The 15,542-nt window shown below is 67.9% G+C and carries 10 protein-coding genes; 8 read left to right on the forward strand and 2 right to left on the reverse strand.

Annotation, left to right across the window (positions count from 1 at the left end):
• Positions 1-129: 129 nt before the first annotated feature.
• The 4 genes from ACE10X_RS43945 (at position 130) to ACE10X_RS43960 (ending at position 5,416) form a co-directional block, all read left to right on the forward strand.
• Positions 130-2,640, forward strand: a complete 2,511-nt coding sequence (locus ACE10X_RS43945; protein WP_038382626.1) for a PAS domain-containing sensor histidine kinase — start codon at positions 130-132, stop codon at positions 2,638-2,640.
• The gene (gene tsaE, locus ACE10X_RS43950; RefSeq protein ID WP_038382627.1) at positions 2,637-4,160 is read left to right on the forward strand and encodes a tRNA (adenosine(37)-N6)-threonylcarbamoyltransferase complex ATPase subunit type 1 TsaE; all 1,524 of its coding nucleotides are present in this window, start codon (positions 2,637-2,639) and stop codon (positions 4,158-4,160) included. The genes ACE10X_RS43945 and tsaE overlap by 4 nt, the downstream gene beginning before the upstream one ends.
• An 87-nt stretch (positions 4,161-4,247) precedes the next feature.
• A complete protein-coding gene (locus ACE10X_RS43955) occupies positions 4,248-4,568 on the forward strand; it encodes a PilZ domain-containing protein (RefSeq protein WP_028341691.1) in 321 nt (106 codons plus the stop codon).
• A gap of 125 nt (positions 4,569-4,693) precedes the next feature.
• Positions 4,694-5,416 carry a nucleotidyltransferase family protein gene (locus tag ACE10X_RS43960; RefSeq protein WP_375763876.1) on the forward strand — a complete coding sequence of 241 codons (723 nt, stop codon included), beginning with the start codon at positions 4,694-4,696 and terminating at the stop codon, positions 5,414-5,416.
• A 13-nt stretch (positions 5,417-5,429) separates the two neighbouring features.
• On the opposite strand, the gene ACE10X_RS43965 is transcribed toward ACE10X_RS43960, so the two are convergent.
• Together ACE10X_RS43965 and ACE10X_RS43970 are read right to left on the reverse strand one after the other, a co-directional pair.
• Positions 5,430-6,443, reverse strand: coding sequence for a DUF2891 domain-containing protein (locus tag ACE10X_RS43965; RefSeq protein WP_304557381.1), 1,014 nt, complete (start codon positions 6,441-6,443; stop codon positions 5,430-5,432).
• Complete coding sequence (locus ACE10X_RS43970) at positions 6,440-7,360, reverse strand: hypothetical protein (RefSeq protein WP_244435696.1); 921 nt, start codon at positions 7,358-7,360, stop codon at positions 6,440-6,442. The genes ACE10X_RS43965 and ACE10X_RS43970 overlap by 4 nt, the downstream gene beginning before the upstream one ends.
• Positions 7,361-7,456: 96 nt before the next feature.
• On the opposite strand from ACE10X_RS43970, the gene ACE10X_RS43975 reads away from it, so the two are divergent.
• The 4 genes from ACE10X_RS43975 (at position 7,457) to trxA (ending at position 15,509) form a co-directional block, all read left to right on the forward strand.
• On the forward strand, positions 7,457-8,374 hold the full coding sequence (locus ACE10X_RS43975; RefSeq protein ID WP_038382630.1) for a LysR family transcriptional regulator: 918 nt from the start codon (positions 7,457-7,459) through the stop codon (positions 8,372-8,374).
• A gap of 80 nt (positions 8,375-8,454) precedes the next feature.
• Entirely contained in the window at positions 8,455-11,601 is a 3,147-nt protein-coding gene (addB, locus tag ACE10X_RS43980) for a double-strand break repair protein AddB (RefSeq protein ID WP_375763877.1), read from the forward strand.
• On the forward strand, positions 11,595-15,071 hold the full coding sequence (addA, locus tag ACE10X_RS43985; protein WP_304557382.1) for a double-strand break repair helicase AddA: 3,477 nt from the start codon (positions 11,595-11,597) through the stop codon (positions 15,069-15,071). Before addB ends, addA begins: the two co-directional genes overlap by 7 nt.
• Before the next feature lie 117 nt (positions 15,072-15,188).
• Complete coding sequence (trxA, locus tag ACE10X_RS43990) at positions 15,189-15,509, forward strand: thioredoxin (RefSeq protein WP_016847387.1); 321 nt, start codon at positions 15,189-15,191, stop codon at positions 15,507-15,509.
• The last annotated feature ends 33 nt before the right edge of the window (positions 15,510-15,542 follow it).

The following is a 15,542-nucleotide window of genomic DNA, read 5'->3' on the forward strand; positions in this document are numbered from 1 at the left end:
GGTCTTCGTCGGGCTGACTGGTCCTGCTTGGGCATGATCGGCGGACAAACGTTGTACGTTTGCCGTGAGGGAACACCGGTCTCCTCTTTTCCGGATCATGCCTGGGGTTTGTGCGTTCTGGGGCAACATATGTCGGGCGTAGTCGCGGCAATGCGTCGAACCCTGCTGTCATGCACCTCACTGGCGCGCGACGGCATGATTGGGCTCGCCATCACCGCGCTGCTGCCGGCTCGCACAGCGTTTGCCGCCGAAAGCCCGGTCGCCCAGGCGATGTCGGATCATTTCGGCTTCAATCACCAGGAGGTCGCGGTCCTCGCGACGTCGCTTGCGCTTGTCGGCTTCTCGGCCGTCGCCGCGATCCTCTTGATGCGCACCCGCGTGCGCGCGACGAGGGCCGAGGAGCAGTTGCAGTCCGAGATCACGGACCTGCAGGCGCAATCGGACCGGCTGCGCGCGCTGCTGTTCGTCGAGCCGCAGGTCCTGATCTCCTGGGCCGCGGGCGACAACCGGCCACAGATCTCGGGCGACATCTCGCTGGTGATGTCGCAGGAAGGATCGCCGCAACGCGTCCTCGCCTTCGGAACTTGGCTGCCGCCCGAGCCGGCGCTGCAGATGGACCGCGCCGTCGACGCGCTGCGCGAGAAGGGCGAGGCGTTCCTGCTCAACCTCTCGACATCGGCCGGCCGCGCCATCGAGGCGATGGGCCGCGCGATCGGCGGCCAGGCCATCGTGCGGATCCGCGAGCTCGGCGGCCTGCGCCGCGAGCTCGCCGAGTCCAACCTGCGCTACAAGACGCTGCAGGAGGAGACCGAGCTGCTGCGCGATTTCGCCGCCGCCGCGCCATGGCCGATCTGGGCCAAGAGCCTCGAGGGCAATCTGCGCTACGCCAACGCGGCCTATGTCCGCGCCACCGAGGGCAAGAGCGTGTCGGACGCGCTACAGCGCAATCTCGAACTGCTCGAAAGCGACCAGCGCGGCGAGCTGACCCGCGCGCTGAACGACAACGCCAGTTACGCCGCACGGCTGCCGATCGTGGTCAGCGGCGAGCGGCGGATCTACGACGTGCAGGCGCTCAAGCTAGGCGGCGGCAGCGCCGGCATCGCGATCGACGCCAGCGAAGCTGCGGCGCTGCGCGCGGCGATCGCGCGGATGGTCGAGGCGCACCGGCGCACCCTCGACCAATTGTCGTCGGGCGTCGCGGTATTCGATGCCGACCGGCGGCTCACCTTCTACAACGAGTCCTATCGGCGGCTGTGGGGGCTGGACCAGGCCTTCCTCGACGGCAACCCCGACGATTCCAGCGTGCTGGACCGGCTGCGCGCCAACCGCAAGCTGCCCGAGCAGCCGGATTTCCGCGCCTGGAAGGCCAAGCTGCACGAGGCCTATCGCGCGGTCGAATCCGAGACCTTTACTTGGTTCCTGCCCGACGGCCGCGCCATCAGCGTGGTCACCACGCCGAACCTCGAGGGCGGCGTCACCTATCTGTTCGACAACGTCACCGAGAGCCTCGACCTCGCGCGCCGCTACGACCGCCTGACGCGGGTGCAGCGCGAGACCCTGGACAATCTCGGCGAAGCGGTCGCGGTGTTCGGCAGCAACGGCCGCGCGGAACTGTTCAACCCGCCCTTCGCCAAGATGTGGAAGCTGCCAGCCGACGCGCTGCAGGGCGAACCGCACATCGAGGCGGTCGAAGCGCTGTGCCGGCCGCTGTTCGACGACGCCCTGACCTGGCGCACGCTGCGCGAGCAGATCACCGCGATCGAGAACCGCGCCCAGGTCGCGCTCAAGCTCGAGCGCAAGGACGGCAGCGTGCTGAATTGCATGACCATCCCGCTGCCCGACGGCAAGACCCTGCTCGCCTTCCAGGACATCACCGACACCGAAAATGTCGAGCGGGCGCTGCGCGAGCGCAACGAGGCGCTGGAAGCCGCCGACCAGATGAAGGTCGATTTCGTCCACCATGTCTCCTACGAGCTGCGCGCACCGCTCACCACCATCATCGGCTTCGCGCATTTCCTCAGCGATCCCTCGACCGGACCGCTGACGCCGAAGCAGGCCGAATATCTCGACTATGTCACCAAATCGACCAACGCGCTGCTGGCGCTGACCAACAACATTCTCGATCTCGCCACCATCGACGCCGGTGCGATGAAGCTCGAGCTCGGTCCGGTCAATATCGGCCAGGCGATCGAGGCCGCCGCCGAAGGCATCCAGGATCGCCTCGCGACCGACCGCATCACCCTCAAGGTCGATATCGAGCCCGACATCGGCGCCTTCGTCGGCGACGAGCGGCGCGTGGTGCAGGTGCTGTATAATCTGCTCGCCAACGCGGTCGGCTTCTCGCCGCATGACGCCACCGTCACGATCAGCGCGCACCGCACCGAGCACAGCGTGGTGTTTGCGGTGACCGACGCCGGTCCCGGCATTCCGGCCGAGATGCGCGACAAGGTGTTCAACTGGTTCGAGAGCCATTCGCACGGCTCGCGGCATCGCGGCGCGGGGCTTGGCCTGTCGCTGGTCCGCTCCTTTGTCGAACTGCATGGCGGACGGGTGCGGGTCGATTCGACCGTAGGCCGCGGCACGACCGTGACCTGCGACTTCCCGATCGACCAGACCGCACATCGCAACGCTGCTGAATGACGGCGACCTCGACATTCTCGGTGGCGCTCGCGAACGAGACCGCGACAGCGGAGCTAATGGCCGACCTCGCGCTCCTGATCGGCGCCGGCGACGTCATTACGCTGTCCGGCGACCTCGGCGCCGGCAAGACCACAGCCGCGCGCGCGCTGATCCGTTACCTCGCCGCCGACGATGCGCTGGAGGTACCGAGCCCGACCTTCACGCTGGCGCAGAGCTACGAGCTGCCGTCGTTTCCGCTTGTTCATGCCGACCTCTACCGCATCAACGACGCCGGCGAGCTCGAGGAGATCGGGCTGTCGCCGCTGCCCGACGACATCGTGGCGCTGATCGAGTGGCCGGAACGCGCGCCCGACGCGATGCCCGCCGACCGCATCGACATCGCGTTCAGCCATCGCCCGGCGCTCGGATCGGCGGCGCGCGCTGCCGAGATCACCGGCCACGGCAAGGGCGCGGCGAAGGTCGCGCGGCTCAACGAGCTGCGCCAGTTCCTCGATCGCGCGGGCTTTCTCAATGCCCGGCGCGAACGCATGCCGGGCGACGCCTCGACGCGCTCCTATGCGCGGCTGCGCAACGACGACAGCACCGTCATCCTGATGAACTCGCCGCGCCGTCCCGACGGCCCGGCGATCTACAGCGGCCAGTCCTACAGCGCAGCGGTGCATCTCGCCGAAGACGTCAGGCCGTTCGTCGCGATCGGAAACGGCCTGCGCAAGCATGGCTTCTCCGCGCCCGCGATCCGTCACACCGACCTCGAATTCGGCTTCCTCATCACCGAGGATTTCGGCGCCGAAGGCATCATCGATGGCGATCCACCGCAGCCGATCGCCGAGCGTTACGAGGCCGCCGTCGACATGCTGGCGGCGCTGCATCGTGAAGTGCTGCCGGACACGCTGCCGCTGACGCCGGACGAGAACTACGACATCCCGGTGTTCGACATCGACGCCTGGCTGATCGAGATCGGGCTGATGCTGGAATGGTACCTGCCCGACCGCGGCGTGCAGCCGAGCGAGGAGCTTCGCGCCGAGTTTCTCGGGATGTGGCGCGGCCTGCTGGAGAAGCCCGCAGCCGCGCCGCGGACCTGGGTGATCCGCGACTTCCATTCGCCGAACATCATCTGGCTTGCCGAACGCACCGGCATCCTGCGCGTCGGCGTCATCGACTTCCAGGACGCGCTGCTCGGCCCCGCGGCCTATGACGTGGTGTCGCTGCTGCAGGACGCGCGGATCGATGTGCCGGAGCAGCTCGAGCTGTCGCTCTTGACCCGCTACATCAAGGCGCGGCGCGCGACCGATGAAGGCTTCGATCCGGCCGGCTTCGCCGAGCTCTATGCGATCATGTCGGCGCAGCGCAACACCCGCCTGCTCGGCACCTTTGCGCGGCTCAACCGCCGCGACGGCAAGCCGCAATATCTCAAGCACCAGCCGCGGATCTGGACCTATCTCGAGCGGTCGCTGGCGCATCCGGCGCTGACCAGCTTCCGCATCTGGTACACAGCCAACGTCCCTCCTCCAGTACCGTAGTTTACGGGTTATTAGCCTCAGGTCCCCTAAGGTTGCGGAGCCCGCACCTGATCCATGGCGCGGCCGGATCTGGAGCGGGACCACACGATGGGGACGGAACGACGCAAGGGCGATCGTGTCACGTTTGAGCGCGGCATAGCGGCGCACATGATGGGCATCGACGGCACCTGGCGGCGCGACTGCACAATGGAAGACGTGTCGGAAACGGGCGCCAAGCTCTCCGTCGACGGCTCGGTCGAGGGCCTGAACCTGAAGGAGTTCTTTCTGCTGCTGTCGTCCACAGGATTGGCCTATCGCCGCTGCGAGCTGGCATGGGTCAATGGCGACCAGATCGGCGTCAACTTTCTCAAACAAGGCGACAAGAAGAAGAAAACTGCCAAACGCGGCACGCAAGCTGCCGACGTCTAGGCCCGGGTCGTCATTGCCGTCTTACGGCCGTCATGTCCGATGACTATGGCGTCTGATTGATGTGCTTGCCGAATCGCCGTGATATGATCGGCGCATGAGAGATGATGACCGAGAATATCCGGAAGATGCCCGTCACACCCCATAAGGCCATGGTGCTCGCTGCGGGCCTCGGCGTCCGCATGCGCCCCCTGACCAACACGATGCCGAAGCCGCTGGTCAGCGTCGCCGGCCAGCCGCTGCTCGACCATGTGCTCGACAAGCTCGCCGGCGCCGGCGTCAGCGAAGCCGTCGTCAACGTGCACTATTTGCCCGATCAGATCATCGAGCACGTCAAGAGCCGCAGCCGTCCGCGCGTGATCATCTCCGATGAGCGCGACCATGTGCTCGGCACCGGCGGCGCTGTCGTCAAGGCGTTGCCGCTGCTCGGCGATACGCCGTTCTTCCATCTCAATGCCGACACGATGTGGATCGACGGCGTGCGCTCCAATCTGGCGCGGCTCGCGGAAACCTTCGATCCCGCGCGGATGGATATCCTGCTGCTGATGGCGCCGACCGCTACGAGCATCGGCTATGGCGGGCGCGGCGACTATTCGATGTTGCCGGATGGCGCCTTGCGCAAACTGCGCGAGCACCAGGTGGTGCCGTTCGTCTATGCCGGCGCCGCGATCATGTCGCCGGCGCTGTTCGCCGACGCGCCGGCCGGCGAGTTCTCGCTGACCAAGATCTTCGACCGCGCCAACGAGCAGGAGCGGCTGTTCGGCCTGCGCCTCGACGGCGTCTGGATGCATGTCGGAACTCCGGACGCGATCCAGGCTGCGGAAGAAGCGTACCTGGAAAGCGTCGCTTAGGCGGCGCCCGTCGTCAGCCATCGGCGTCGATCGCGAGCACCGCGAAGCTCGCAAGCCAGTGTTCACCCATATAGTCGCTCGCGATATGCGGCAGGCCGGCGTCGAGATGGCGGCGCGCAGCATCCTGCAGGATCGGACGGCGCGTATCGGCCGCCGGCAACGCACCGGCCAGCGCCCGCCAGCACCATGCGCGGCTGAGATTGAGCCCGTCGAGATGTGCCAGCTTGCCGTCCGTACGATCGGTGACCGTTGCGGGTCGGAAGAGGGTTGCGGGTTCGCGCAGTTCGAGCCGCGGCAGGAAGCGGTCGAACCAGGGTAGGAAATCACCCGGTGCCAGCAGCCGGCGCATGCACTCCGCTTCGATCAGCGCGGACGACTGGAAGTCGTCGCCGCTCGGCTCACCCCAGGCAGGGCAATCCTGATCGGCGCCGTACCAGCGCAGCGCCGTGTCGCGCAACAGCGCGCCGAACGCATCGTCCTGTGTCACTGCGGCGTAGTCGGCCGCCATGCGCAGCCCGAACGCGGTGTTGAAATGGGTGCCGACCCGCACCGGATACGTGGCGAGCGGCAGGAAATCGCGGTAGCGCTGCGCGAAGATCCCGGCAAGTGGAGCGATCCGGTCGCGCCAGTTGTTGTTCTCGAGGAGCGAGAGCTCTGCCGCGAGCTTCAACAGCCAGCCCCAGCCGTAAGGCCGCTTGAAGCCGCGTGCGGTCGTGGCGGCGAGATAGCTGCATTCCGCCGCGATCTTCTCCGCAACCAACTGCGCGTCGAACAGGGCGCGGATGTCGTCCGCCGCCTCGGATGAGGGATAGCGGCGCAGCAGCCGGGCAAGCAACCAGTAGCTGTGGACGCAGGAGTGCCAGTCATAGCTGCCGAAGAACACCGGATGTAGCTCGCGCGGCGTGCGCGCGTCCTGCGGCCCCGCCAGCACGTGATCCGGCTTGTTCGGATATTCGCGCGTGACATGGCCAAGCGCGATGCGCGCGAAACGGACGGCGAGGTCTTCGGTCAGGATCGTCGCGCTCATGGTGAGGCATCCTCCTTGCGCTCGCGGCGAACGAGCATCTCGATCAGCCGCGGCGTCATATAGATCGGAAACTGCGTGGCGGCGAAGAACAACGCCGTCATCGGCGACACCGCAGCGCCCATCGCCGACCAGACCAGTCCGACATTGCGGTTGCCGAGAATGAGGCCACTGGTCAGCCGTGCAGCCAGATTGCCCGGCGTGAGCAGCGCGCCGCACAATTGCAGGGCGAGATTGCACGCGAAGGCAAGGCCGACGCAGGTGAACGCGGCGGCCGGTTGCGCTTCGATCTGGGTGCGCACCCCGGCCATGGTGGCGATCGCGAACAGCAGCAGCGAGGCGAGCACGAGTGCGTCGATGATGCGCGCGTGCTGCGCCAATCGTGCAGCGGCCTGATTGCGCAGCAGCAACGCCAGCGCGCCGGCGCCGCCGACCAGCAGCGCAAGCCGCGCCGCAAGCGCCAGCGGATCGAGCGCGAGATCGGCAAATCCCGCGGCGATCAGCGGCACGGTGACCGGCGCCAGCGCCATCGACAGCAGCGTCACCGCAAGCGGAATGGTTGCGTCGAAGCCGAGCATGCGCGCGACGGCCGCCGTGCCGCTCGACGGCGGCGCACACACCGACAGCACCAATGCGACGATCAGCTCGGGTCGAAATCCGGCGCCGCGCGCGGCAAAGCCGACGGCAAGCGGGCTTGCCAGCATGGCGAGCGCCGGCAACAGCAGCCAGACCAGCGGCCGCCGCAGTGCGCGCCGGAACGCCATCCCGTCGACCTGGAGGAAGGTGCCGAGCACCAGAACGAAGATCGCCGCCGCCATCAGCGGGCGCACGCCGTCCGCCAGGGCAGGAAAAGCCAATCCTGCCAGCACGCCGATGATCAGCAGTGTCGGCCCGCGCGGCACCAACCTCGCAAATCTCACCAAATTCCTGGGTCCCGTCGTCATGTCCGGCCAAACAGCATAGGCCGGGGCAAATCATTGTTGAAATCGATTATTCTTATAGGCACTATTGCTACGATGAATTTAGCTGCCATCGATCTCAACCTGCTGGTCGCCTTCGAGGCGCTGATGGAGGAGCGCCACGTCACCCGGGCGGCCGAGCGCATCGGGCTCGCCCAGCCGTCCATGAGCAGCGCGTTGCGGCGGCTGCGTGCGCTGTTTGCCGACGAATTGTTCCTGCGTGCCGGCGCGGGCATGCAGCCGACCGAAAAGGCGCTGGCGCTGGCCGGGCCGATCGGCGAAGCGCTGCGGCAGATCCGGAGCGCGCTGGTGCCCGATCAGGGCTTCGATCCGGCGATCGCGCGACGGCGCATCACCATCGCCGCGACCGACTACGGCGATCTCGTTGTGGTGCCGGAGCTGACCCGGCTGCTGCGCATCGAAGCGCCCGGCATTGACCTTGCCGTGCGCCCGCTCACCGATGCGACCGTGGCGCTGGCGAAGCTGGAGCGCGGCGAACTCGATGCGCTGATCGGCGGGCACCTGCCGAAGTCGCCGCGCTGCGTCCGGCACCGGCTATTCGAGGAGCGCTTCGTCTGCGTCCGCGATGCACGCGCGAACCGATCGGAGCGACTCAGTCTGAAAGATTACGCAACCCTGCCGCACGCGCTGTTCTCGGCGGCCGGCGGCGACGGCCTGCCGAGCGTGATCGACGCGCTGCTGGCACGCCATGGACTGAAGCGACGAGTGGCGGTGACGCTTGCGCATGTGGTGGCCGTTCCGTTCGCCGTGGCCGGCACCGATCTCATCGCCACGATGGCCGAGCGCGTCGCCCGGCGCTTCACGCATCTGGCCGACATTGCCGTCGTCGCACCGCCGCTCGACATCCCCGCCTTCGCGATCGACCTGATCCATACAAGCCGCGCCGCCCGGGATCCGGCGCTGCGCTGGTTCCTGGATGCCGCCGATCGCTGCGCCGGCCGATTGCGATATTGAGCGGTGACGGTTCTTCGACAGGGGTGGCTAACGACGGCCGCCGCTCCCTATATTGGCGCCGGATTCGAATCAGGCAGCCCATGCGCGTCTTCAGTGTTCCCGTTTCTGCACCGTTCCTGCGCACCGTCATCTCGGCGCTGGTCGATGGCCGGCTGGTCGCGGGATTCGAGGTACGCAACGATCCGGCAAGGCTCGCCAACGCCACGCTGTATCTGCCGACCCGCCGTGCCGGACGGCTGGCGCGGGAAATCTTCCTCGATGTGCTCGAGTCCGACGCCGCCGTGCTGCCGCGCATCGTCGCGCTTGGCGATATCGATGAGGACGAACTTGCCTTCGCCGACCAAAGCGAGGACGTCGGCGGCGCCGCGCCGCTGGAGATTCCGCCAAGGCTCGGCGAGCTCGAGCGCCGGCTGACGCTGGCGCATCTAGTCGCGGCCTGGGCGAAGACGCCGGTGTCGGCGCCGCTGGTGGTCGGCGGCCCGGCTTCGACGCTGCAACTCGCCGGCGATCTGGCGCGGCTGATGGACGACATGGTGACGCGCGGCGTCGACTGGCGCGCGCTCGACCGCCTGGTGCCGGACCAGCTCGACAAATATTGGCAGCACTCGCTCGACTTCCTGCGCATCGCGCGCGACGCCTGGCCGAACTACCTCAAGGAGATCGGCCGGATCGAGCCCGCGGCGCGGCGCGATCTGCTGATCGAGGCGGAAGCGGCGCGGCTCACCGCGCATCCCGCGGGCCCGGTGATCGCCGCCGGTTCGACCGGCTCGATGCCGGCGACGGCGAAATTCCTGCACGCGGTGGCGAAGCTGCCAAACGGCGCCGTGGTGCTGCCCGGGCTCGACACCGATCTCGACGAGGACTCCTGGGACACGATCGGCGGCGAGCGCGGCGATGACGGCAGGTTCGTAACGCCGCCCTCGTCGAACCATCCGCAATTCGCGATGCACGCTTTGCTCGACCGTTTCGGCATCAAGCGCCGCGATGTCGAGAGCCTTGCCGAGCCCGCGCCGCTCGGCCGCGAGGTGCTGGTGTCTGAGACGATGCGTCCCTCGACCGCGACCGCGCAGTGGCATGACCGGCTGGTACGGCCGGAGATCGTGGCGCGGATTTCCGCCGGGATGACCAATCTCACCGTGGTCGAAGCGCCCAATCCGGAAATGGAGGCGCTGGCGATCGCGGTTGCGATGCGCGAGGCGCGGCATCTCGGCAAATCGGCCGCGCTGGTGACGCCGGATCGCGCGCTGGCGCGCCGCGTGATGGCGTCGCTGACGCGCTGGCAGCTCGAGTTCGACGATTCCGGCGGCGATGCGCTGATCGAAACGCCGGCCGGCGTGTTTGCCCGCCTGACCGCGGAGGCTGCGGCCAAGGGGCTGGAGCCGCCGACGCTGCTCGCGCTGCTCAAGCATCCACTGTTCCGGCTCGGCGGTTCGCATGGCGCACTCCGGGGTACGATCGAGGTGCTGGAGATCGCGCTGCTGCGCGGCACGCGGCCGCAAGCCGGGACCGGCGGCCTCGCCCGCGACTTCGCGCGCTTCCGCGCCGAGCTGGTCAAGCTGCACGGCGGCGAGACCTCGTCGCTGCACGCCATGGAGCCGCGCGCCCGGCTGCGCGACAACGAGCTCAACCAGGCCGAGGGCCTGATCGCCAGATTGCAGGCGGCGCTGGCGCCGCTCGAAGGCATGGCGTCGTCAAAGCCCTACGACTTCGCGGAGTTAGCGGCGCGCCATCGCGAGGCGCTGATCGCGCTGTCGGCCGATCAAAACGGCGTCGCCATCGTGTTCGACGAGCGCGCCGGGGCGTCGCTGGCGTCCGCGTTTGACGAGCTGCTCGCCAGACAGCAGCCGAGCGGGCTGATGACGCCGCTCGCCGATTATCCCGAGGTATTCCAGACCGCGTTCGCCGACCGCATGGTGCGGCGACCGGAATCGGCGCGCGCGCAGCTCAACATCTTCGGCCAGCTCGAAGCACGTCTCACCGAATCCGATCGCGTCATCCTCGGCGGACTGGTCGAGGGCGTCTGGCCGCCGGCGCCGCGGATCGATCCCTGGCTGAGCCGGCCGATGCGGCACGAGCTCGGGCTCGATCTTCCCGAGCGGCGCATCGGCCTGTCCGCGCACGACTTTGCGCAGCTGCTCGGCCATCACGAGGTGATCCTCACCCACGCCGCAAAGGTCGGCGGCGCGCCGGCGGTCGCCTCGCGCTTCCTGCATCGGCTCGAAGCCGTTGCCGGCGAAGCGCGCTGGAAGGCCGCGACATCTGCCGGCGAAACTTACGTGCAATATGCCGCCGAGCTCGACCGGCCCGACAAGGCGGAGCCGATCCCGCAACCGGAGCCGCGGCCGCCGCGCGAGGCACGGCCGCTGAAAATGTCCGTCACCGCGATCGAGGACTGGCTGCGCGATCCCTACACGATCTATGCGCGCTACATCCTCAAGCTCGATCCGCTCGACCCCGTCGACATGCCGCTGTCGGCGGCCGATCGCGGCTCGGCGATTCACGAGGCGCTCGGCGAGTTCACGCAGGTCTATGCCGACGCGCTGCCCGCCGACACCCTGCGCACGCTGCGCGAGATCGGGGCTAAATATTTTGCACCGCTGATGGAGCGACCCGAGGCGCGGGCGCTGTGGTGGCCCCGCTTCCAGCGCATCGCGGGGTGGTTTGCCGAATGGGAGCAGGCCCGGCGCGGCAATATTGCTGCGATCAAGGCCGAAATCCGCGGCGAGATTGGTATCCCGCTCGACGATGCCAGGACCTTCACCCTCTCGGCGCGCGCCGACCGCATCGAGCGGCGTGACGACGGCAGCTTTGCGATCCTCGACTACAAGACCGGCCAGCCGCCGACCGGCAAGCAGGTGCGCATGGGCCTGTCGCCGCAGCTGACGCTGGAAGCCGCGATCCTGCGCGAGGGCGGCTTCGCTGACATTCCGGCGGACTCCTCGGTCGGCGACCTCGTCTATGTCAGGCTGAGCGGCAACAACCCGCCGGGCGAGCATCGTTCGCTGGAGCTGAAGATCAAGACCAGCGACACGCCGCAGCCGCCCGACGAGGCCGCCGACAGCGCGCGGCGCAAGCTCGAAGCCTTGATCCGCGCCTTCGACGACGAGCAGCAGGCCTACACCTCGCTGAACCTCTCGATGTGGGCGAACCGCTACGGCGCCTATGACGACCTCGCACGCATCAAGGAATGGTCCGCCGCCGGCGGCCTGGGGATCGAGGAATGGTGAAGGCTATCAGGCCCATCCCGCCCGCCGTGCGCGACGCGCAGGCGCGTGCGTCCGATCCGAAGGCGTCGACCTTCGTGTCGGCCAATGCCGGCTCGGGCAAGACGCATGTGCTGGTGCAGCGCGTGATCCGCCTGCTGCTGTCAGGCGTGCCGCCGGAAAAGATCCTCTGCATCACCTTCACCAAGGCCGCCGCGGCGAACATGGCCGAGCGCGTGTTTACGACGCTCGGCCATTGGGTGACGCTCGACGACGCCGGGCTCGATGCCGCGATCCGCGAGGCCGGCATCGCCCATCCTTCCGCCACGCTGCGGCGCGAGGCGCGCAAACTGTTTGCCTGCGCGCTGGAGACGCCCGGCGGCCTGAAGGTGCAGACCATCCACGCGCTGTGCACCCGCCTGCTGCAGCAGTTTCCGTTCGAGGCCAACGTGCCGGCACGCTTTGCCGTGCTCGATGACCGCGACCAGAACGAGATGATGGAGCGCGCCAATCTCGCGGTGTTCCTCGAAGCGTCGCGGATTCCCGACAGTCCCATCGGCCGCGCGCTGCGGACGGCGATGGCAAATGCCGCCGACGTCACCTTCAAGGAGGTGGTCCGCGAGGCCTGCCTCAGCCGCGACCATTTCATGGCCTGGACCGATGCCGCCGGCAACGCCGCGGCCGCCGCCGCGCAGATGTCGGCCGCGCTCGACGTCTCCGCCGATGATCGCATCGAGGATGTCGAGCGCGAGATCGTCGACGGGCCGAACCTGCCGCGGTCGAGCTGGAAGGAGATGGCGACGCTTCTCGACACCAGCAGCAAGGCGGATCAGAAGCAGGCCGAGCGGCTGCGGGCCGCGCTGACCTTCACCGGTGCGGCCCAGGTCGAGGAGTATCTCGGCGTCTTCCTGACCGATGACCGCGCGCCGCGCGCGTCTGTCGTCACCAACAACTTCATCAAGAAGAATGCGGTCGCAGGCCATCGGTTCGAGGCGGAGATCGACCGTCTCGGTCCGTTGATCGAGCGCCGCCGCGCCGTGGTCGCGCGCGACCGCACCGAGGCGCTGATCCATATCGCGACCGCGGCGGCCGCGCATTACCGGCGCGAGAAGCTGGAGCGCGGCCTGCTCGACTATGACGATTTGATCGACAAGACGCTGGCGATGCTCGACCGCGTCTCCTCGGGCTGGGTGCATTACAAGCTCGACCGCGGCGTCGATCACGTCCTGATCGACGAGGCGCAGGATACGAGCCCGCGGCAATGGGACATCGTCGCGCACATCATCTCGGAATTCACCTCCGGCGTCGGCGCGCGCGACGGCCTGGTGCGCACCGTATTCGCGGTCGGCGACGAGAAGCAATCGATCTTCTCGTTCCAGGGCGCGGCGCCGCGCGAATTCGACCTGCGCCGGCGCGAGCTGAAGCGGCGGTTCGAGGAAGCCGGGCTGAAATTCGACCCGGTGTCGTTCACCTATTCGTTCCGCTCCGGGCCGGTGATCCTGCATTCGGTCGACCATGTGTTCCGCGAGCAGGAGATCTTCCGCAGCATCCATGCGGTCGAGAACGGCTACCCGATCCACAACGCGATGACCGATGCCGGCCCCAGCCTGATCGAGCTCTGGGATCTCGCGGTTGCCGACGATCGCCAGGACATCGAGGGCTGGCGCGCGCCGTTCGACGGCGTCTCGGTGACCAGCCCCGAGGTGAAGCTGGCAAGGCGCATCCAGGCCGAGATCAAGCGCCTCGTTGCCAGCGGCACCATGACCGGCAGCACCGGCGGACGGCGACCGCTCAGCTACGGCGACATGCTGATCCTGGTGCGGCGGCGCGGCAACGCCTTCGACGCGGTGATCCAGGCGCTGAAGCACGCCGGCATCCCGGTCGCCGGCGCCGACCGGCTGAAGCTGACCGAGCACATCGCGATCATCGACCTGATGAACCTCGCCGACGCTCTGCTGCTGCCGCAGGACGATCTCGCGCTGGCGGTGGCGTTGAAGAGCCCGCTATTCGGCCTCGACGACGACGATCTGTTCAAGCTGGCGTACCAGCGTCGCGGCTCGCTGCGCGAGGCATTGGCTGCGCAGGCGCCGACCGACGCGCGCTTCGCGACCGCGCTGCGTCGCCTCGAACAATGCGAGCGCCGCTTCACCCAGGAGACGCCGTTCGCGTTCTACGCCTGGCTGCTCGGCGGCGATGGCGGGCGGGCGCGCATCCTGCGCCGGCTCGGCCATGAGGCCAACGACGCGCTCGACGAGTTTCTCGAGCTTGCGCTGAGCTATGAGCGCAAGGCGCCGGCCTCGCTGCAAGGCTTCGTCGCCTGGCTGCGCGCCGCCGACACCGAGGTGAAGCGCGACATGGAGATTTCGCGCGACGAGGTCCGCGTCATGACCGTGCACGGCGCCAAGGGCCTCGAGGCATCGGTGGTGTTCCTGGTCGACACCACGACCTCGCCGTCGGACACGCAGCGGCTGCGGCTGATCCATCTGCCGCAAGGCAATGCCGCGCCGAACGCGCCCGGCGTCGTGGTGTGGGCCGGCAAGAAGGCCGAAGATCCGCCCAACGTCGCCGATGCGCGCAAGGCGATGCTCGGCGACACCGAGGACGAGTATCGCCGCCTGCTCTATGTCGCGATGACCCGCGCCGCCGACCGGCTGATCGTCGGCGGCTGCATGCCGGGCAACATGAACACGGTGCGGAAATCGTCCTGGTACGATCTGATCACGAAGGGGCTCGCCAATTCCGGGCTCAAGCTCGAGGAGCTGGAGACGCCAAGCGGCAAGGTGATGCGCTATTCGCGGCCGGATGACGTCGCCGATCTCACCGGTGCGACTGCGTCAGCGGCCGCGGTGCCGATCGCATTGCCGTCCTGGCTGCGTGCACCGGCCGCACCGGAAGCATCGACGGCGGGCATGCTGCGTCCGTCCGATCCGGTTGACGGCGACAGCCATCCGATCCGAACCGGCGAATCGGTGCTGCTGCGCGCCCGCGCCCTGCAACGCGGCACGCTGGTGCATCGCCTGCTGCAATCGCTGCCCGACGTGGCCCTTGAGCGGCGGCGCGCCGCCGCGCTCGGCTACCTCGCACGCAATGCCGACGGCTGGTCCGAACAGGAGCAGGCCGCGCTCGCGGATCAGGTGCTCGCCCTGATCGCCGATCCGCGCTTTGCCGCCGTGTTCGCACCCGGCAGCCGCGCGGAAGTCTCGATCGTCGGGCGGCTGGAGCGGCCGGGCCAGCCGAAGGCGCTGGTCTCGGGCCAGATCGACCGGCTGGTGGTGACGCCGACCGACGTCCTGATCGTCGATTTCAAGACCAATCATGCCCCGCCCAGGACCGCCGCCGAGGCGCCGCGGGGCTATGTCCGGCAGCTCGCGCTGTACCGCGCGGTGCTGGCGAAGCTTTATCCCCCGCTGCCCGTGCGGGCCGCCCTGCTCTGGACCGAAACGACTGAAATCATGGAGATTTCCGCCTCCGCGCTGGACGCCGCCCTGGCATAAGTTCATGTCGGCGTGAGCAACCTTGACCCGGCAAGGGGGCGTTCATAGGTTTGACGCATGCTCCCGGGCGCGATTCTCAACCGCGCCCCTTTTGTCTCAACCGAACGAGGTACTGACATGGCCGTTGGCAAGGTTTCTGACGCCGATTTCGAAGCCGAAGTGCTCAAGGCGACCGGGCCGGTGGTCGTCGACTTCTGGGCCGAATGGTGCGGCCCCTGCCGCATGATCGCGCCCGCTCTCGATGAGATTTCCGGCGCGATGGGCGACAAGGTCAAGATCGTGAAGCTCAATGTCGACGAGAGCCCGAAGACCGCGTCGAAGTATGGCGTGATGTCGATCCCGACCCTGATGATCTTCAAGGGCGGCGAGATGGCGTCCCGTCAGGTCGGCGCCGCGCCGAAGGCCAAGCTGCAGCAGTGGATCACCGCTGCGGTCTGATCCGTTTCGAATTAGCTGATTTGTGCAAACGGC

This window comes from Bradyrhizobium sp. Pha-3, assembly GCF_042258325.1.
In the GTDB taxonomy this organism is placed as follows: Bacteria; Pseudomonadota; Alphaproteobacteria; order Rhizobiales; family Xanthobacteraceae; genus Bradyrhizobium; species Bradyrhizobium elkanii.